The sequence below is a fragment of the Vicinamibacteria bacterium genome (assembly GCA_035570235.1).
GTDB lineage: Bacteria > Acidobacteriota > Vicinamibacteria > Fen-336 > Fen-336 > DATMML01.
Genome location: DATMML010000086.1, coordinates 55,987 through 72,300 on the forward strand (window position 1 = coordinate 55,987; position 16,314 = coordinate 72,300).

Here is a 16,314-nt window from a genome sequence, read left to right on the forward strand (position 1 = left end):
CTGGTCAGGCCGGGGGCAGCGGCCCCTGGCCCAGCCGCGCCAGCACTCGATCCGCGTAGTCGATGACCTCCCGGACGTAGGCCCGCTTCTCCAGGTAGGTTCCCGGGAAAAAGCTGCGCTTGAACCCGTATATGAGCATGTCCCGGATCTCGCGCGGGCTGAGGGCGAAAGCCTCGATGGCGCGGATGATCTCGCTGGTCACGGTGGTGTGCGAGACGAGGCGGTTGTCCGTGCAGAATGTGGTCGAGAGCCGACGGCGGCGCATCTCCCCAAAGGGATGCTTGCGCAGGTCGGTGGCGAGCTCCGGCACGGTCTGCTGGTTAGAGGTGAGGCAGACCTCGATGGTGATGCGCTTGTCGGCGATGAACTCCGCCAGGGCTTCCACATAGGCCCTGCGGTCCGTGATGCGGGGGTCGCGGATCTTGGTCTCGTCGAAGAGCCAGGTGCCGTGGCCCACCCGGTCCGCATGAAGGTCTCCGATGGCTTGGAAAATGGACTCCGGCCCGTAGTCCTCCCCGGCATGAACCGTCTTGCCCAGGAAAGCCTCGTGCGCGACCTGATAGGCCAGGCGGTGGCCCTCCGCGGGGTAGCCCTTCTCCTGGCCGGCCAGGTCGATCCCCACCACCAAGAGCCCCTCCTCGTGGCGCAGGCGGGCGGCCGCACGGGCCACCTCCATGCTGGCCGCGGCGTAGACCTCGGACGGGGGCGCCTCGGGAAGGGCCTTGAGAAAGCGGTCGTAGCCAGCCGAGAACTCGGAGCGGAAGAAGCGCAGGGCACAGAGGATCATCCCCGCCACGAAGCGCGGCTCCGCGCCCGAGGTCACTTCCGGCCGGGCGTTGAACTGGGCCGCCGCCCGCCGCAAACCCCGGTCCACGGCCCGCACCACGTCCGCCACCTCTAGGCCCGGCCGGGCGTGGAGCTGCGGGGCGAAGCGGACCTCGAGGTAGCGAACGCCTTCCGCCTGGCAGTCCTCCGCCAACTCGAAGGCTACCCGCTCCAGGGCCTCGGCATCTTGAAGCACGGCCACCGTGTACCGGAACCCTTCCAGGTACTCCTGAAGATCGCGGTAGCGCGCTCGAAACACGAGCGCCTTGAGCCCCTCCGGGGTCTCGGAAGGAAGGGGGACGCGCGCTCTCCCGGCCAGATCGATCAGAGTCGAGAGGCGGATCGATCCGTCCAAATGAACATGCAGGTCCGTCTTGGGGAGCAGGGGGACGATGTCGGTCAGCGGCAAGGATTTCTTATCGCCCACGTGAGTGCCACGAACTATAGTAGCGGAGGCCTCCTTCCAGCAAGGTCGCCCCGTCCTCTGGGTTTCGCGGGGCCTTCCCCCAAAGGGCCCCGTTCGCTTCTACGCTCCTCCGGCGGGCGATCGGCCTTTGGGCGGATCGGGAGGGGTCGTGGGCCTCGGCCGAAAGGCGGAGGGCTACGCATCCGTGCTCTGGCCGCGGACGAGCCCGCGGTGGGCGGTCCTGGCTCAGTCCAATTCCAGGTAACGAATGCGCTTGTTGATGTCGGTGTTGACGGAGTGGTAGGGGCGGAAGAGACTGCCCGCGTCGAAAATGCTTTCGCGCAGGTGCTCCACATCTGCGTGGCCGATCGCGTTGGTGAAGATGGGCAACAGGTATTCGATGCCGGTGCGAGAAGGCCGCATCAGCTCCGCGTCGTAGAAAGACGGATGCATGTTGCGGGGGTGGATGATGCCCCAGCGGTCGCGGAAGGCGTTCCCGTCGTAGCTCTCCACGTGGAAGCCCTTGCCCCGGCTCCATTGGAGGATGGAAACGGCGTTGTTTTGCCCTTCCAAGAGCATGTCCACAGCCTTGCCCCCGAGCTGGGCGGCGTAGAAGCGGTCGAAGAGGATGGGCCGGCCGCCCCGCTGGGTATGGCCCACCTTCCTCGTGAAGATCGCTGCTTTGGCGGATTCGGCCCGTCGGTAGTTCTGGAAGTAGGCGTCCCCGAAGTGATCGACGAGGAGCTGGCAAAGCGCCTCCGCGGCGCCGGTGAGGATCACGTTGCCGGCGGGGTCATGGGAGATCTGCTTGTCCCCCAGTCCCTGCCCGCTCTCGTCCACGATCCCCTCCCCGCAGACGATGACCACGTTTTTCTGCAGCTCGTAGAGCTCCCGCACCCGCGCCACTAGCCTGTCCACGTTGACGGGGTGTTCGGGTACGAGGACGATGTCGGGCTGGCCGTAGGCGGTGCCGAGGGCGATGTAGCCCGATTGGCGGCCCATCACCTCAACGATCGCGATCCGACGGTGGCTCTCCGCGGTGGTGCGGACACGCTGCACGCCCTCCACGGAGACGAAAACCGACGTGGCGTAGCCGGGGGTCGCGTAGTTGACGATCTGTTCCAGGTCGAAAGCGGTGCGGGACTGCGTCTTCTCGTAGCGGTAGCCGGGGGATTCGGGGGTGGGGATGCGCACCCACTCGTCGGGCTCGTTGCGATGGTTGAGGCCGAGGTCGTTGTCGATGGTCTTGGGGGCGAGCACGGTGGGGAAGAGCTCGGCGAAGGGCTGGAGACCGTTCAAGGTCCCGTCCCCGCCCACGCAGATGAGCCCCTCGATCTTGAGGAGGGAGAGCCGCTCCGCGATCTGGAGCATCGACTCCTTGTCGTTGGCGTCTACGTAGGCCCGTGAGGCCCCGATAATCGTCCCTCCCCGGGTGGCGTCCAGCTCCGGGATCTCCGTGAAGAGCGGGTTCAGGTGGACGTGGGGAACGTGGGCGTTGAGTAGGCTGCGGAAGCCCTTGATGAAGCCGTAGACCTCGACCCGCCTCCGGTTCGCCCTGACCACCGCTCCCTGGATGGTGGCATTGAGGGCGGGGGTGTCTCCCCCCGCGGTCAGGATCCCGATCCGCCTCATGCTCGCTCCTCGGTTCTCGCTCGGATCACGATACGACCCCGCCTCTTCCGCGTCAACGAAGCGAGGGACCTCGGACCACGAAGCGCAGGGTCAGCCCGACCACGGCCACCGAGACCGCGGTCCAGAGAAGACCCCAGAACAGGGGAGGAAGGCCGGTGAGGAGGGCCAAGGCGCTGGCATCGCTGCCGGGGACGGTGCGCGTCAACACATCCGAGCCCACATCTACCACCGCGTAGAGGCAGCTCACCACGCCCATGGCAGTGAGGAGGACATCGGAAACGGCGCGGGGCAGTTTCCCGGCGACCAGCAGCAAGCCCGCCCCCGTCGCGAGGCCGTAAACGAGGCCGAAGGCGGAGCGCACGTATACCAGCGTCACCACCAGGGTGAAGGCACCGATGACCCCCACGATCTCCCGGCTCCGACGCGTGCGGGTTGCGAGCACGAGGAGCAGGGCCCCCCAGACCAGGCTGCCCAGGTAGCCCGCGTTAAGGATAAGGAAGCGCGACCCGCCTTCGGTGACGCAGACCCCTCCCTCGTCGAAAGTGAGGCCGATGGCGCGGATGGACCCCCCGCTGGCCAGGGCGGCCAGCCCGTGCGAGATCTCGTGGAGGAACACCACGAAGATCTTCAGGGGATAGACTAGGAAGGAAGACCAGCCGGCCACGGTCAGGAGGGCCACGAGGAGGGGAAGGATGATCCGGCGCAGGGCGGAAGTCACCGGGGAGCGGCTTCGCCCGAGAGCTGCACCACCACCTCGCGCCGCCGTGGCCGGTTGTCGAAGTCGACGAGTACGATCTGCTGCCAGGTCCCGAGCAGCAGTCGCCCCTCGCGGAAGGGGACGGTGAGGGAAGGGCCGAGGAGGCTTGCCCGCACATGGGAATGGCCATTCCCATCGTGCCAAGCGGCCTCGTGCGCGTAAGCGATCCCCCGCGGCGCGATTCGCTCGAAAGCGGCGGGTAGGTCTTTGAGCAGGCCCGCCTCGTACTCGAGAGTGGTGACCCCGGCCGTGGATCCGGAGACGAACACCAAGGCCTGACCGTGGTCAAAACCGTGGCGGGAGACCACGGCCTGAACCTCGTCCGTCAGGTCTAGGATTTCCGCGTCCCCCCGTGTGGACACGGCCACGGTGTCGGTCACGATCGTCATCAGGAAAAGGCTAACGCAGCCGGACCCGCAAGGCCAGCGGGGACTCTGTGAGAGAATTCGGGGGAGCGTGTGGGCGGACCCCCACTAGGAGGAGGGATTGATGAAACGGAAAGCATCCGCGGTTTGGCAGGGCGGTCTGAAGGACGGCAAGGGGACGATCAGTTCGGATAGCGGCGTGCTCGCGAAGACGCCCTACTCCTTTAGCACGCGTTTCGAAGACGGCGTAGGGACCAATCCGGAGGAGCTCATCGCCGCCGCCCACGCCGGCTGCTTCTCGATGGCGCTGTCGGGGCAAATGGGAGGGGCCGGGCTGACGGTGGGGGAGATCCGCACCACCGCCACCCTCAGCATGGACAAGCTGGAGGCGGGCTGGACAATCACGGCCATCCACCTCGACGTGGCGGTCAAGAGCCCGGGTGCCAAGGCGGATGCCTTCGCGAAGGCGGCTGAGAATGCCAAGGCAGGTTGCCCCGTCTCTCGGTTGCTGAACGCCAAGATCACGATGAACGCGAGGCTCGAAGACTGAGACGGATGCGGCGGTTGTTAGCGCTGTTCTTAGTCCTGCTCGCGAGCGAAGTGCCGGCCCAAGCCCCGGCGTCGGCGGACCCTGATCTGGCGGGGGGCGTCCAAAAAGTGAAGGAGGGCCGGCTCGAGGCGGGCGTTCAGGCCCTGGACGCCTACCTCCGTCGAACGGCGGGGCAGCCGGGCCTGGCCCGGGAACGGGCCCAGGCCTACGTTTACCTGGGTGTTTCCTATCTGGGCCTGAATCAGGAGCCCGCGGCCAAGGCGGAGTTCGCCCAGGCCCTCGCCCAGTCCCCGGACCTCAGCCTGAACCCCGGAGAGTTCCCTCCCAACGTGGTGCGTGTCTTCGAGATGGCGCGGCGAGAGAGCCTCTTTAGAGCGACGGCTCCGCCGCGGGCTTCGAGTGGCGGCTCCCACACGACCCCCCTGCTGATCGGGGCCGGTCTGGCCCTGGCCGGGGGCGCGGTGGCCATCGTCGAGCACAACAAGCACGGGGCCTCTCCCAACCTGCCCCCCACCGCCAGCTTCACGATCAGCCCGGCCGGGCAGGCCATTGCCGGTGTGACCGTCATGGCTTTCGTGGCCACGGCCAGCGATCCTGACCACGATCCCCTCACTTACACCTGGGATTTCGGGGACGGAGTCACGGCCTCCAACTCCACTCCCACCCACATCTATCGCTCCGAGGGGACCTTCCCCGTAGCTCTCACCGTCGCCGATAACCGGGGGGCTTCGGTGGCGGCGACGGGGGTCGTGGCCGCGAGGGGTCTAAGCGGTCGCTGGTTGCTCTCCCAGGGGGGTGGCCTCTTCTACGAGCGTGGCTACGACATCGTCCAGAACGGGTCCCAGCTTGCAGGCCGGCCATTCAGCGTGCCGGACAAGGGCTGCCTAGGCGACCTGACCGGCCTGGTGACTGATCCCCGCACCCTGACCTTCCAGTTCGTGGGGTGCGACAACCTATTGGTGGTGGTCAGCGGCACGGTGGCCCCCGACCTCATCTCCGTGACGGGGACCTACACCCACCCCTCGGGCCCCCCCCTGCCCATGAGCCTCACCCGGCAGTAGCCCGGACGGATCGCCGCTCCGGGATTGATCGCGAGCGGAGGCGATCCCTTCCCTTCTAACCCGTCGCCCTGGCCTCAAGAACCCCAGTCGAGGGAGAGGTCTCTCTTAAGGATGCCCTCCACGCTCACCAGCAGCCGTTTGGTCTGGCCCGGCTCGAAGGTCCCGCGCAGGCGCCGCGAGCTGTTGACGTCCCCTTCCAGCTGGACGCGTACCGTGTGCTCTCCCGGCGTCACGTCCAGGACCTGCCGCAGGCTCCCCTTGCGAATGCGCAGGGAGAGCACCTTCTTGGTGACACGGCTCTCCAATGGCTCGTCCAGAACCTGTTCGTCGTCCACCCAGACCTTGAGGTTGCCGCTCTTGAGGGAGTGCTCGAAGGTGACCTCGAGATGGCCGGGCTCGGCGGGCAGGAGGGTCGAGAGCGATATGAGGGCGGCTTGATCGCCCCGCGGCACGAAGAGGAAGACGCCGAGCGCGCCAAGGAGCAGGGCCGTTCCCCCCCCGATCAGCAGGGCCCGGCGCGCCGAGGGGTTGAGGAGAAAGGGCGCGACCGCGGACGCCCGGACGGCCGGCGTGGGGGCGGGCGGGGCCGAGGAGGTCCCCTGTGGATGGTCCACCGACTCCCGCCCGGAGGGCGGACGTTGAGAGACCGCGGTGCGCTCGCCCGGTGCGGCGTCCGGGGAGCGATGGCGGGGAGGTCGGCCGGCCAGGACGTCCTGGATATCCTCGGCGAAGGTCCGACCGTCGCCGTAGCGACGCCCGAGATCCTTGGCCAGGGACCGCATCACGACGTAATCGACCTCGGGAGGAAGGCCTTCGACAAGACGGGAGGGGGGGAGGGGTTCGTGCTGGACCACGCGGGCTAGGATCGCGGGCAGAGTCGGGCCGTCAAAAGCGCGCGTGGCCGTGAGCAGGCCGTAGAGCACGCAACCGAGGGAGAAGAGGTCGCTCCGCCCGTCCAGGGCCTCCCCCGAGGCCTGCTCCGGGGACATATAGGAGGGCGTCCCGAAGAACTCGCCGACCGTGGTGAGCTGGGATGCGGGCAGCTTGGCGATGCCGAAATCCATGATCTTGGGCTCGCCCGTGGGTAAGAGCATGATGTTGGTGGGCTTGATGTCGCGGTGGACGATGCCGTGGCTGTGCGCGTGGTGGAGAGCTTCCGCCACCCGCGCCGCGATGCGCAGGGCTTCCCGCCAGGGCATGACCCCGCCGCCCCGTTTGACCGCGGCCAGCGTCTGGCCGTCCAAAAACTCGAGTGCGATGTAGAGGGTACCGGTTGCGGGGTCCCGGCCCACATCGTGGACGGTGACGATGCCTGGATGCGAGAGCCCCGCCGCCGCGCGCGCCTCGGCCAAGAAGCGCTTTTCAAAGAGCTCCCGCCCCTCCTCGGGCACTTCGAAGGCCAAGCGCACAGTCTTCAAGGCCACCGCCCGGTTCAGGTCGGGATCCCGGGCCTTGTAGACGACCCCCATCATCCCGCGGCCGATCTCTTCCCCGAGCTCGTAGCGGCCCAGCGTTCTCAACGCGGGTTCACTCATCTTGGGACGGGCTCGATTCGCCGGGGCACGCGCCATAGTAGCCCAGGAGTAGCCCTAGGCAGCCCCGATGAGGGTCGGGGGCGAAGATGGGGCAGCGCAGTTGGCTCAGATCCACCGGAAGAGCGCGCGTCCCAATATTTTGAGGGTCAGCAGCTCCAGGCGTCCGTTCTGCGCCTCGTACTTGCGATAAATCGTCCGGAACACCTCGGCCGCTTCCGTAGCCCTGAGGGTAGTCATCAACGAGGGGGCGCCCGTTCGATAATGGACTACGGTGCGATCGATGTACCGCCACCCAAACCGCCGGATAGCACGCACGTAGAACTCGCGGTCCTCGAAGGGCGTACAGTCGGGGTCGAACCCCCCGATTTGCGCGATGTGATCTCGCCGGATCATACAGGCGGAGCAGTTCAGCACCGGATTGCAGAAGAGCATGCTCGCCAGCAGCAGCCGCCAAGACCCCAACCCGGCGCACAACCTGGCCCGCCGCCTGGATTCCGCGAACACCCGCTGATTGTGCCGGAGGTCCTCGGGATCGTCGCCGAAGGGCTCGATGCGGCCGAAGGCCACGCCTGCCTCGGGGTGGGCCTCGAGCTCCGCGGTGAGAGCGGCGTAGGCGCCCTCCGCGACGTGATCGTCGTCATCGAGGAAATGCACGAACCGGCCCCTAGCCAGCGGCCAGCCCGCATTGCGGACCAGGGCCGGGTTGCCGCCCGAGGGTTTCTTCATTGGCACGAACGTGACGCGGGGATCGGCGATCCGGGCGACCACGTCTTGAGCGGACCGCTCGGGGCTGTCATCGACGACGATGCTCTCTACCGTGACCAAGCGTTGAGCGAGCGCGCTGCTCAGGGCCTCCGCCAGCTGCCGAGGCCGCCTAAACGTCGGTGTTACGACTGAGACATCGACAACCATCCGGGTCGCCTCGTGTCCACAACGGGCTGGATGAGTCGCGCGGCGGCAGCTATAGAGGTCGGCGTCGACGGATGGCGCCGATCGCTCCCCGGGGGAGGAGCTTCGTGAGGCGGTGCCGCGTCGACCGCCCTGTGCCGCGAGTCTTGTGCATCGGCGCGGTCCCTGTCAATGTAGCGGGGCGAGGTTGAGAGGTGTTGCTCGCCTCAGTGCGGGGAGCACGATCATGAGGCAAGGGGCGCGGAAGAGGGTCCGGCAGTACCACCTTGGGGTCGGCGGGGGCGACGTCGCGCCCCATGTGATCCTCGTGGGCGATCCCGCCCGCGCCGAGATCGTGGCCGGGCGCTTCGAGAAACGGCGCGGCGAGTGGCGGCACCGGGAGTTTGTCACCATCTCCGGGGTCTACCATGGGCTGGAGATGACGGTGACCGGAACCGGCATCGGACCGGACAACATGGAGATCGCGGTCATCGAGCTGTCACAGTGCCGAAAGGACTTGACCCTCATACGCGTGGGATCCTGTGGCGCCCTACAGCGTGATATTCGCCTCGGCGATCTCGTGGTCTCCACCGCGGCCGTCCGGCTGGAGAATACGACGAGCTTCTTCGTGCCCGAGGGCTTTCCCGCCGTGGCCAGCTTCGAGGTGACCCAGGCCCTCGTCGAGGCCTGCCGACAGACGAGGGCACGCCACCACGTTGGCATCACGGCCAGCGCCCCCGGTTTCTATGGCGCCCAGTCGCGCCATGTTCCCGGCTTCCCTCCGCGGTTTGCGGACCTCCCCGGCGACCTTGGCCGTCTGGGCGTTCTCAACTTCGAAATGGAGATCAGCGCTCTGTTCACGCTGGCCAGCCTGGGGGGTCACCGCGCGGGCGCGGTGTGCGCGGTGTATGCCCAGCGGCCCCGCCGTCTGTTTGCCGACGCCCGGCAGATGAAGCAGGGCGAGGCGCGCGCCATCGAGGCGGGTCTGGCCGCGCTTGAGAGCCTGGCCCGGCGCTAGTCAGCGCCGGGCGGACCCCGTGAGCCGTTGGCGCTTCGCCTTCGGGAGCGCTCGCCGCTGGCTTCGGCCCGCTCGTCCCGCCGGGGGCACAGAGGACAGGGCGTCCCGCAAGCCGGCCAGGAGGTCGGCGAAGCGGCCGGCCACGGCTTCCTTGCGCGCGGGGCGCTCCTTGACCTCCAGCAGCAAATCCTCGAGGGTGGCGGCGGCCCGCCGAATGGGTTCAAACCCAAAGGTCGCGGACGAACCGGTGAGGCGGTGAACGAGTACGTAGGCCGCCTCGAAGGCTTCTTCGTCCCAGCCCCGGGCGGGGAGCGACGTCACCGCGTCCGCGAGGGCTTGAACCTTCTGCGGGAGCTCACGGGTGTAGGCTCGGCGGAGGACCTCCAGTTGCCGGCGGTGGGTGGGGGAAAGCCTACTCCTCATAACGGTCCCAAATCCGGCGCAAGGTCGCGGCCAATTCGGCGGGCTCGAAGGGCTTCGTGATCACGTCCAGCGAACCCAGTTGCTTGTACTGGGCGACCTCGTGGGGCTGCGCCCGGGCGGTCATGAACACGACCGGCGTTTTCGATGTCTCCGGGAGCTGGCGGAGCGCCTTCAAGGCGGTGGGGCCGTCCATGCCGGGCATCATGACGTCGAGGAGGACCAAATCGGGGTGGAATCCGGGGGCTCTATCAAGGGCGTCCCTGCCCGAGCCGCATACCTCGACCGTGAAGCCCCCGATGGCGGAGAGGGCCAGCTCGGCCACGGTCTGAATGTCGGGGTCGTCCTCGACCAAGAGGATGCGCTTGAGGGCCCCCCGCGCCATCAGGCTCGGGCTCCGTTGGGGCTCTGTTCCGTAAGGGGCAGTTCGACATAGAACGTGGTTCCTACTCCCACCTCCGTCTCGAACCCAATGTGCCCGCCCATGCGTTCCACGATGGCCTTGGAGATGTTGAGGCCCAGGCCGGTGCCTCCCTTTTCCCGGGTGGTGGATGAGTCGGCCTGGGCGAACCTCTGGAAGATCCGGGCCCGGAACTCCTCCGGGATGCCCGGGCCGCGATCGGTCACGGTGACCCGCACCACCCCCGCGTTTCGCTGGGCGGCAACGAGCACCGTCCGGTAGGATGGCGAAAACTTGGCAGCGTTGGAGAGCAAGTTGGTGATCACCTGCATGAGACGGTCGGGATCGGCCTTGATCCCGATTCGTGGCGGCACGCCGTTGAGGACGAAAGACACTCCGAACTGGGCACCGTACGCCTCATTGGCTTCGATGGCCTGCTCAAGGAAGGGACCGATCTCGACGGGGCGCAACTCAAAGGGCATCGTTCCGGATTCGATCTTCTGAAGATCGAGCACGTCGCCGATCAACCGCACCAGGCGCTGGCTGTTTCGGTGGGCCACCTCCAAGAGCTGGCGGGCCTTCTCGGGCAGCCCCGTGGTCAAGCCAGAGCTCAGGAGACCGAGGGAGGCGTGGATGGAGGTCAGCGGCGTCCGGAGCTCATGGCTGACCAAAGAGATGAACTCGTCTTTCATCCGCTCCATCTTCTTGTGCTGATCGATCTGGTCCTGGGCCACCTTGTAATCGCGGAGGATGACCTCGACTCGCCGCCGCAGCTCGTCGTTGAGGTCGCTCAGAATGGCGTTGGCCTCCTGGAAGCCACGGTGGGTCATCTCGAACGGAGCCAGGGTCTCGGCGAAGAACTCGGAGGCTTTTTTTGCGATGCGGGAGCTCTCTGTTGGCGCGAGCATCTGCAGAAGAGTCGACACCAGAGCCTCCTGGTGGAGCGCCGCTACCTCGAGGACGCCGAGGTCGCGGGCGAGCGCGTCCCGCCCGACTTGATAGGCCTGGTGAAGGGCGTCTTCGCCTCCCATCTCCAAGTAGCTCTGGAGGGCGCGGGAGTACCGAGCGGTCAGCTCTTCGAGCGTCGTCTTCACGACGGCTCCGCGGTGAAGCGGGCCACCAGAACCAGGGCGTCGTCCGTCGTCTTGCCCCATTGGCTCAAGATGCGATCGGCGAGCGGTTGGAGGGTGGCGCTCGCGGTCAGCTCGGCCGTGAAAGCCACATCCACGCCGTCAGTCGCGAACGCGAGGATGTCACCGGGGTTTACGGTGAGAACCGAAGCGGAGAGCATTGGGAGTCGATAGCCCACCACGCCGCCGCGAAGCAGCAGCGACTCTCGGGCCGGGGCTGCTCCCTGGTCCGCCCGGATCAGGACCCCCTCCACGTTGCCGATGCCCAACCAGGTGAGGCTGCTGTCCGAAGCGCTGAAAGAGGCCAGGCTCATCACGACGCCCCGCGTTTCTTGGAGGTCCCTTTGGCAGTGTCTCACCAGGGAAATCACGCTGTCTTGAGCGTGGGTGCGGAGCGATTCCACGGCGGCCCGGGCGGCGGCGGCCGCCTCCGCCCCGTGACCCAGGCCGTCCAGGACGGCCAGGAGCGTCCCCCCGGGGAAGGGCTGAACGACGTGCAGATCTCCGGACTCCTCCTCCCCCGGCCGGGGGCGGAGCGCCACGGCCCATTCCAGGCGCGTCGCGGAGCCCCCGAAGGCCCGCTCATCCTCCTTCAAGGCACCCATTTCTTGACTGAGACTGTCGTTCCCTTGCCGATCTGGGAGGCGATCTCGAAATCGTCCATCAACCGCCGGACGCCGGGAAGGCCGAGCCCAAGGCCTCTCCCCGTGGTGTAACCGTCTTGCATGGCCCTAGGCACGTCGGGGATTCCGGGACCCTCGTCCCGAGCCACGATCATGATGCCGTTCCGTCCGGCTTTTTGGGCCAGGCTCAGGCGGATCTCGCCCGTCTTGGCGTATTCAAGGATGTTACGGGCCAGCTCGGAAATACCGGTGGCGATCACCGTCAAGTCGCTACCTTCGAAGCCGAAGCGGGAGGCCAGGGCGCGGCCCTCCTGGCGAGCGGCCACGATGTCCGCCGCCGACCGGATAGGGACCGTGACCACGGATCGCCCGATGGCATCACCGGGCGCGGCTTCGTCCCCGCTAGGCATGCGGTGGGCCGGCCTTCTTCACCTGGTCGAGGTAGGCGAGCCCCTCCTCGAGGTCGAGGGCGGTGGCAACGTCCTCAAGGGTGAGGCCAAGCTGGACCATGGCAAAGGCTACCTCGGGCTGGATTCCTACGATCACCGTCTCTGCACCCCGCAGCCTGATCATGTGGGCGATGGCCCGCAGCGTGCGCACGGCGAAGGAATCCATCACGTCGAGGACCGTGACGTCTACAATCGCTCCCCGGGACCGATACCGGCCTACCTGCTGCACGAGGTCATCACGGAGCTGGAGCAGGTCCTCATCGCTGAGGGCCGACTGAATGGAAGCGATGAGGTAGTCTCGCTGTTTAAGGATCGGTACCCGCATGGTGGGGGCTCAGGGCCTCGGGGGTTCTACTGCCGCCGCCTCTCCGGTCATGATCACCTTGTAGCCGAGCAGGCGTTCGGCTTCCTCGATACCTCCCTGCAGGTCGCCCACGGCGTTGATCTTCCCGAGGTCCACGCCGATGGTGACTAGGGTCTGGGCGATCTCGGAGGAGAGACCGGTCACGATGACGTTCGCACCCATCAGCCGGGAGGCATCCACGGTCTGGACCAAGTGGTTGGCGACCGAAGCGTCCACGGAGGGCACCCCCGTGATGTCCACCACGACCACCTTCGCCCGGTTGGCCCGGATGCCCCGGAGGAGTTGCTCCGTGAGCTGCCGCGCCCGCTGGGGGTCGATTACACCGATGATAGGCAGGATGAGGAGGCGGTCTCGGACCTGGAGGACGGGAGTGGAGAGCTCACGGATGGCTTCTTGCTGCTGGCGGATGATGCGCTCGCGCTCTTGGACGAAGCCGACGGCCACGGTGTTGGCGATGCGGTTGGCGGCGGGCTCGTAGGCGTCTAACACCGCATTGAGCAGCGCGAAATCCCCCTGGTACTTCTTGAAGAGCGAGCGGGCGAGAACGTCTCGAAGTAAGAGGACGATCCCCAGCACCTCGTGGGTCTCTACTCCTCGGGGGATGATGCGCTCGGAGAGGTTCCGCGCGTAGGCCTGGAGGGCCTCTACGCTTCCCGTCTCGAGCACCTCGACGTAGTTGTCGTACACCGAGGTGGCCTCCGCGAAGATTTCCTCGCGGGTCATGGCGGTGAGGAGCTTAGATTCCGTGATGCGGCGGGCCCACTCCTCACGCAGCTGGGTGCGGTTCTCGCGGAGGTGGGCCACCAGCTCGCGAAGCAACGCGGCAGTTGACTCGGGCTTGGGCTGGCTGGAGTCCAAGTTGCCCTTCCTTTCTCTGTCCTTCCGATCGTTCATTTGTGGCCTCGCTACTTGCCCCCCGGAGAAGGCGGGGCGACCCTACTGGAACGGGAGGACCGGCAGCGCCCCGGCCCGCGCCATGCGACCGAGGCGCTCGCCACACGGGAGCACCCTCGCAGCGTATCGCCGGAAAGGCTCTGCCGCAGGCTATCCCCCCCCTGGCTTCCGGTCAAGGCGCGTACCCGCCTCCTCGAGGAGCTATGGCTGGTAGACAAAGCGTCGTGCGGTCTTCACGCAAGACCCGTGCCGAGGAGGCGTCGTCTCCTACTGTACGCTCCGCTCAGGGTTTCCCCGAGGAAGGCGCGCGACATTCCCCCGTGACCTGGCAAAGCACTCCCCATAAGTGGCATCGCCATTCCACCCCTTTTCGACGCCCGCTCCCAGGGAGGATGCCAAACCCGGCCAATGTAAGCCCAGCCGTGCGGTCCGCCTTCAAGTGACGCCGGGCACAGCATTTGCACACCTTTGCGACCGGTCTGGGCCGGACGCCCGGGGGGACCGGGCTAACCCCGGAGAAGGGAAAGCGAGTTCACGATGCCAGTTGGCGTCCTACTTGCCGATGATCACACGATCGTTCGTCAAGCGGTCAGGCTCCTCTTGGAGCGTGAAGGCTTCCAAGTCGTGGGAGAGGCCGGGGACGGCCACCAGGCCGTGCGTCTGGCGAGGCAACTCCAGCCGGACGTGGCCGTGCTCGACCTCGTGATGCCGCTGCTCAATGGAGTCGACGCTGCTCGTGAGATCCAGCAGGCGTCACCACGCACGCGCACGATCCTGCTAACCGGTCGCACGGATGACGATAGCGTGCTGAAGGCCCTCCACGCCGGGATCAAAGGTTGTGTCCTCAAGTCTCACGACGGTCCAACCCTAGGCCACGCCATCCGAGAGGTGGCACGTGGACATCTCTATCTGGACCCGAGTGTCTCGAGCACCGTGGTTGGGGCCTATCTCTCGGCGACCGGACCCACCAAGGATCCGCTCACGCCTCGAGAAAGGCAGGTCTTGCAGCTCATCGCGGAGGGCAAGAAGACGCGCGAGGTGGCGGAGCTCCTTTGCGTGAGCATCAAGACCGCTGAGTCCCACCGGGCCCGGATCATGAGTAAGCTGCAGATTCGCGAAACGGCCGGGCTCGTTCGCTATGCGATCCGCCGTGGCCTCGCGGAGCTGTGAGGCATGGCCTCCAAAGAACCGAGGATCACACGTACAAGCGGGTTGGGTGAGGTTAGAGAAGCTCTGAGCGTCGTCGAGGCCGAGATCGTGGGCGCCTTGCGCCAGCTCAAGAGGCTGGAGAGAGAGCGCGAGTCCGCCAGTTCTCCTGAGGAGCAGGCGGCGATCGTGCATTTAGGCGAGGCCCTCCACGAGATTCAGCAGGCCCGTGCGCATTGTCGGTTGGAGGAGGAAATCCGGGAGACCGCGCCTCTCCTCCGCCGCTTGTCGGTGCCCAGCATCGAGGCGAGCTGAGACGGGCGGCGCGCCAAGTCGGCGCAGCCCGCGGCGCCAAGGCCTCTCAGGCCGGGAATTTCAGGGTTTCCCCGAGACCGATTTCGCGTCCCTCCCGATTGCCCAGGTTGCGAACCGGGACTAGCTTTAGGGCTTAGTAGGCCCGGTCGTGCGGCCGTCGGGCCGTGGCCAAGGCAGCAGATGAATCCTATGACGCTTCAGACGATTCAAACCGCGGGGCCCGCGGTTCGTACGGTTGGATGTCCTCGCCGCAGGCAGGCTCACCGCATCCGGCTCTCTTGCCTCGGGAGGCGCGTCCTGCCCGGGGTCTAGGGAAACGGCACGCGGGGCGTCACGCGGATTGGAAGCGAGAGGCCGCGGGGCAGGCCGGGAGCGATCGAACCGGAACGGCAAGCGTGCGGTCTAGGCCCCGAACGGGAGGTTGGCGTATGGCGACCAGGTGGCAATGGATTTTGGGGGTAGGGGCCAGGGAGATCCGGATGTCCCCAGGGCTTGCACCAGGGGCGAAGGGACTTAGGAGCTAGGAAACGAAAGGTCGACATGGCGACAACCGTCCTCATCGTGGATGACAAAGCCGACTTCCGGGAGCTGGTCAGGAGAGTCCTGGGAGGGGCGGTGGAGGTTCTGGGCGAGGCGACGGACGGAGAGGAAGCGGTGCAGCAGGCGGCAAGGCTGGCGCCGGATGTCGTGCTCATGGATCTCGACATCTCGGGACTCGACGCGATCGGGGCCGCCCGGAGGATAAAGGCGGACCGCCCGGCAACAAAGATGATCCTGCTCACGGCCCACGACGAGGAGGCCTATCTGGCCTTCACGGGCAAGACCGGGGCCGACGCGTTGCTCCGCAAGCAGGATGTCAAGACCCAGCTCGTGGCCAGGATCCGCGCCATTACCGGTCAGGGGGCAAGGCCACAGTGGGACGGCCAGGAGAGGCGGGGCAAGGGACTGGGTACGCCCTCTGCCTGGAACGGGTGGGATCGGCGGAGGAAAGCGTGGCCAAAGAAGCTTGGCGGCGGCTCTCCTTCCGATGCGGAAGGACCCTGAGGACCCGCTGAGGTGAGGCCGGGGGGAAAAGCCTATGCGCGCCATGTGCGGGATCGGGCAGGTGGGTGGGGGCGACGAGGGACCGCTTCTCGGGCGCGGCTCGCTCCGGCCGCTGGCCAGGACGAAGAGATCCCAGACCGAGTCGACGATGTCACTCGTCTCCCGAGGCGGTCCGAGCTTCTACTCCCAGTCGTCGTCGCCATGACTTCAAATCGTGGTCGATCGCCCTGCCGCGCTGCGGCGCTGCGACATAGATCAGCCCAGAAGCCTAGCGACGAGCGTGACGGAAGAGTAGCCGCCCGCAAGCGCCCCGCGCAGGCTTCCCTCCCGCGGTTGACGTCGTGGTCGAGTCGGTTTCATTGCCCGCCGCAAAATGGGGCGAGCAGAAACTAGGAGGGGCGGGGCCTTCGGAATCCTGGGGGTGCGGTCTTGACGGGCCAGCCTGCCATGGCGTTCGCAGCGGTCAAGGGCTAGAGCACGGTGGGGAGGAGA

General features: G+C 66.8%; 19 protein-coding genes. 6 read left to right on the forward strand and 13 right to left on the reverse strand.

All coding sequences use genetic code 11. From position 1 onward, the window contains the following. Positions 1 to 4: 4 nt before the first annotated feature. From VN461_16030 to VN461_16045, 4 genes are all read right to left on the reverse strand, one after another. The gene (locus tag VN461_16030; GenBank protein ID HXB56285.1) at positions 5 to 1,234 is read right to left on the reverse strand and encodes an adenosine deaminase family protein; all 1,230 of its coding nucleotides are present in this window, start codon (positions 1,232 to 1,234) and stop codon (positions 5 to 7) included. A 243-nt stretch (positions 1,235 to 1,477) separates the two neighbouring features. Beyond that, complete coding sequence (locus VN461_16035; protein HXB56286.1) at positions 1,478 to 2,863, reverse strand: 6-phosphofructokinase; 1,386 nt, start codon at positions 2,861 to 2,863, stop codon at positions 1,478 to 1,480. A gap of 52 nt (positions 2,864 to 2,915) precedes the next feature. Next, positions 2,916 to 3,581 carry a M50 family metallopeptidase gene (locus tag VN461_16040; GenBank protein HXB56287.1) on the reverse strand — a complete coding sequence of 222 codons (666 nt, stop codon included), beginning with the start codon at positions 3,579 to 3,581 and terminating at the stop codon, positions 2,916 to 2,918. After that, entirely contained in the window at positions 3,578 to 4,009 is a 432-nt protein-coding gene (locus VN461_16045) for a secondary thiamine-phosphate synthase enzyme YjbQ (GenBank protein HXB56288.1), read from the reverse strand. Before VN461_16045 ends, VN461_16040 begins: the two co-directional genes overlap by 4 nt. A gap of 100 nt (positions 4,010 to 4,109) precedes the next feature. On the opposite strand from VN461_16045, the gene VN461_16050 reads away from it, so the two are divergent. Together VN461_16050 and VN461_16055 are read left to right on the forward strand one after the other, a co-directional pair. After that, positions 4,110 to 4,535: an OsmC family protein gene (locus tag VN461_16050; GenBank protein ID HXB56289.1), complete on the forward strand. Its 426-nt coding sequence runs from the start codon at positions 4,110 to 4,112 to the stop codon at positions 4,533 to 4,535. Between the two features lie 5 nt (positions 4,536 to 4,540). After that, complete coding sequence (locus tag VN461_16055) at positions 4,541 to 5,596, forward strand: PKD domain-containing protein (protein HXB56290.1); 1,056 nt, start codon at positions 4,541 to 4,543, stop codon at positions 5,594 to 5,596. Positions 5,597 to 5,670: 74 nt separating this feature from the next. On the opposite strand, the gene VN461_16060 is transcribed toward VN461_16055, so the two are convergent. Further along, a complete protein-coding gene (locus tag VN461_16060; protein HXB56291.1) occupies positions 5,671 to 7,131 on the reverse strand; it encodes a serine/threonine-protein kinase in 1,461 nt (486 codons plus the stop codon). A gap of 105 nt (positions 7,132 to 7,236) precedes the next feature. Continuing rightward, the gene (locus tag VN461_16065; GenBank protein HXB56292.1) at positions 7,237 to 8,043 is read right to left on the reverse strand and encodes a glycosyltransferase; all 807 of its coding nucleotides are present in this window, start codon (positions 8,041 to 8,043) and stop codon (positions 7,237 to 7,239) included. A 223-nt stretch (positions 8,044 to 8,266) separates the two neighbouring features. Here VN461_16065 and VN461_16070 point away from each other — a divergent pair, with 223 nt between their 5' ends. Continuing rightward, positions 8,267 to 9,037, forward strand: coding sequence for a nucleoside phosphorylase (locus VN461_16070; GenBank protein HXB56293.1), 771 nt, complete (start codon positions 8,267 to 8,269; stop codon positions 9,035 to 9,037). Here VN461_16070 and VN461_16075 read toward each other — a convergent pair whose 3' ends face one another. The 7 genes from VN461_16075 to VN461_16105 are packed head-to-tail and all read right to left on the reverse strand — an operon-like array spanning position 9,038 to position 13,317. Continuing rightward, positions 9,038 to 9,460 (reverse strand): Hpt domain-containing protein, encoded by a 423-nt coding sequence (locus VN461_16075; protein ID HXB56294.1) that lies wholly within the window; start codon positions 9,458 to 9,460, stop codon positions 9,038 to 9,040. After that, entirely contained in the window at positions 9,450 to 9,842 is a 393-nt protein-coding gene (locus VN461_16080) for a response regulator (protein ID HXB56295.1), read from the reverse strand. Before VN461_16080 ends, VN461_16075 begins: the two co-directional genes overlap by 11 nt. Further along, on the reverse strand, positions 9,842 to 10,951 hold the full coding sequence (locus VN461_16085) for a HAMP domain-containing sensor histidine kinase (protein HXB56296.1): 1,110 nt from the start codon (positions 10,949 to 10,951) through the stop codon (positions 9,842 to 9,844). Before VN461_16085 ends, VN461_16080 begins: the two co-directional genes overlap by 1 nt. Further along, complete coding sequence (locus tag VN461_16090) at positions 10,948 to 11,583, reverse strand: SpoIIE family protein phosphatase (GenBank protein ID HXB56297.1); 636 nt, start codon at positions 11,581 to 11,583, stop codon at positions 10,948 to 10,950. The genes VN461_16085 and VN461_16090 overlap by 4 nt, the downstream gene beginning before the upstream one ends. Then, the gene (locus tag VN461_16095; protein ID HXB56298.1) at positions 11,580 to 12,020 is read right to left on the reverse strand and encodes an ATP-binding protein; all 441 of its coding nucleotides are present in this window, start codon (positions 12,018 to 12,020) and stop codon (positions 11,580 to 11,582) included. The genes VN461_16090 and VN461_16095 overlap by 4 nt, the downstream gene beginning before the upstream one ends. Beyond that, on the reverse strand, positions 12,013 to 12,384 hold the full coding sequence (locus VN461_16100) for an STAS domain-containing protein (GenBank protein HXB56299.1): 372 nt from the start codon (positions 12,382 to 12,384) through the stop codon (positions 12,013 to 12,015). The genes VN461_16095 and VN461_16100 overlap by 8 nt, the downstream gene beginning before the upstream one ends. 9 nt (positions 12,385 to 12,393) lie before the next feature. Then, complete coding sequence (locus tag VN461_16105; GenBank protein ID HXB56300.1) at positions 12,394 to 13,317, reverse strand: STAS domain-containing protein; 924 nt, start codon at positions 13,315 to 13,317, stop codon at positions 12,394 to 12,396. Positions 13,318 to 13,854: 537 nt separating this feature from the next. On the opposite strand from VN461_16105, the gene VN461_16110 reads away from it, so the two are divergent. The 3 genes from VN461_16110 (at position 13,855) to VN461_16120 (ending at position 15,822) form a co-directional block, all read left to right on the forward strand. After that, positions 13,855 to 14,487 carry a response regulator transcription factor gene (locus tag VN461_16110; GenBank protein HXB56301.1) on the forward strand — a complete coding sequence of 211 codons (633 nt, stop codon included), beginning with the start codon at positions 13,855 to 13,857 and terminating at the stop codon, positions 14,485 to 14,487. Positions 14,488 to 14,490: 3 nt separating this feature from the next. Next, positions 14,491 to 14,778 carry a hypothetical protein gene (locus VN461_16115; protein HXB56302.1) on the forward strand — a complete coding sequence of 96 codons (288 nt, stop codon included), beginning with the start codon at positions 14,491 to 14,493 and terminating at the stop codon, positions 14,776 to 14,778. 540 nt (positions 14,779 to 15,318) lie between these two features. Continuing rightward, positions 15,319 to 15,822 carry a response regulator transcription factor gene (locus VN461_16120; GenBank protein HXB56303.1) on the forward strand — a complete coding sequence of 168 codons (504 nt, stop codon included), beginning with the start codon at positions 15,319 to 15,321 and terminating at the stop codon, positions 15,820 to 15,822. The last annotated feature ends 492 nt before the right edge of the window (positions 15,823 to 16,314 follow it).

Bases quoted from the DNA above. Each gene is read 5' to 3' on its own strand.
- VN461_16065 (HXB56292.1), bottom strand. From the start codon at position 8,043: ATGGTTGTCGATGTCTCAGTCGTAACACCGACGTTTAGGCGGCCTCGG.
- VN461_16095 (HXB56298.1), bottom strand. From the start codon at position 12,020: ATGCCTAGCGGGGACGAAGCCGCGCCCGGTGATGCCATCGGGCGATCC.
- VN461_16105 (HXB56300.1), bottom strand. From the start codon at position 13,317: ATGAACGATCGGAAGGACAGAGAAAGGAAGGGCAACTTGGACTCCAGC.
- VN461_16075 (HXB56294.1), bottom strand. From the start codon at position 9,460: ATGAGGAGTAGGCTTTCCCCCACCCACCGCCGGCAACTGGAGGTCCTC.
- VN461_16070 (HXB56293.1), top strand. From the start codon at position 8,267: ATGAGGCAAGGGGCGCGGAAGAGGGTCCGGCAGTACCACCTTGGGGTC.
- VN461_16080 (HXB56295.1), bottom strand. From the start codon at position 9,842: ATGGCGCGGGGGGCCCTCAAGCGCATCCTCTTGGTCGAGGACGACCCC.
- VN461_16035 (HXB56286.1), bottom strand. From the start codon at position 2,863: ATGAGGCGGATCGGGATCCTGACCGCGGGGGGAGACACCCCCGCCCTC.
- VN461_16050 (HXB56289.1), top strand. From the start codon at position 4,110: ATGAAACGGAAAGCATCCGCGGTTTGGCAGGGCGGTCTGAAGGACGGC.
- VN461_16115 (HXB56302.1), top strand. From the start codon at position 14,491: ATGGCCTCCAAAGAACCGAGGATCACACGTACAAGCGGGTTGGGTGAG.
- VN461_16055 (HXB56290.1), top strand. From the start codon at position 4,541: ATGCGGCGGTTGTTAGCGCTGTTCTTAGTCCTGCTCGCGAGCGAAGTG.
- VN461_16110 (HXB56301.1), top strand. From the start codon at position 13,855: ATGCCAGTTGGCGTCCTACTTGCCGATGATCACACGATCGTTCGTCAA.
- VN461_16045 (HXB56288.1), bottom strand. From the start codon at position 4,009: ATGACGATCGTGACCGACACCGTGGCCGTGTCCACACGGGGGGACGCG.
- VN461_16120 (HXB56303.1), top strand. From the start codon at position 15,319: ATGGCGACAACCGTCCTCATCGTGGATGACAAAGCCGACTTCCGGGAG.
- VN461_16060 (HXB56291.1), bottom strand. From the start codon at position 7,131: ATGAGTGAACCCGCGTTGAGAACGCTGGGCCGCTACGAGCTCGGGGAA.
- VN461_16100 (HXB56299.1), bottom strand. From the start codon at position 12,384: ATGCGGGTACCGATCCTTAAACAGCGAGACTACCTCATCGCTTCCATT.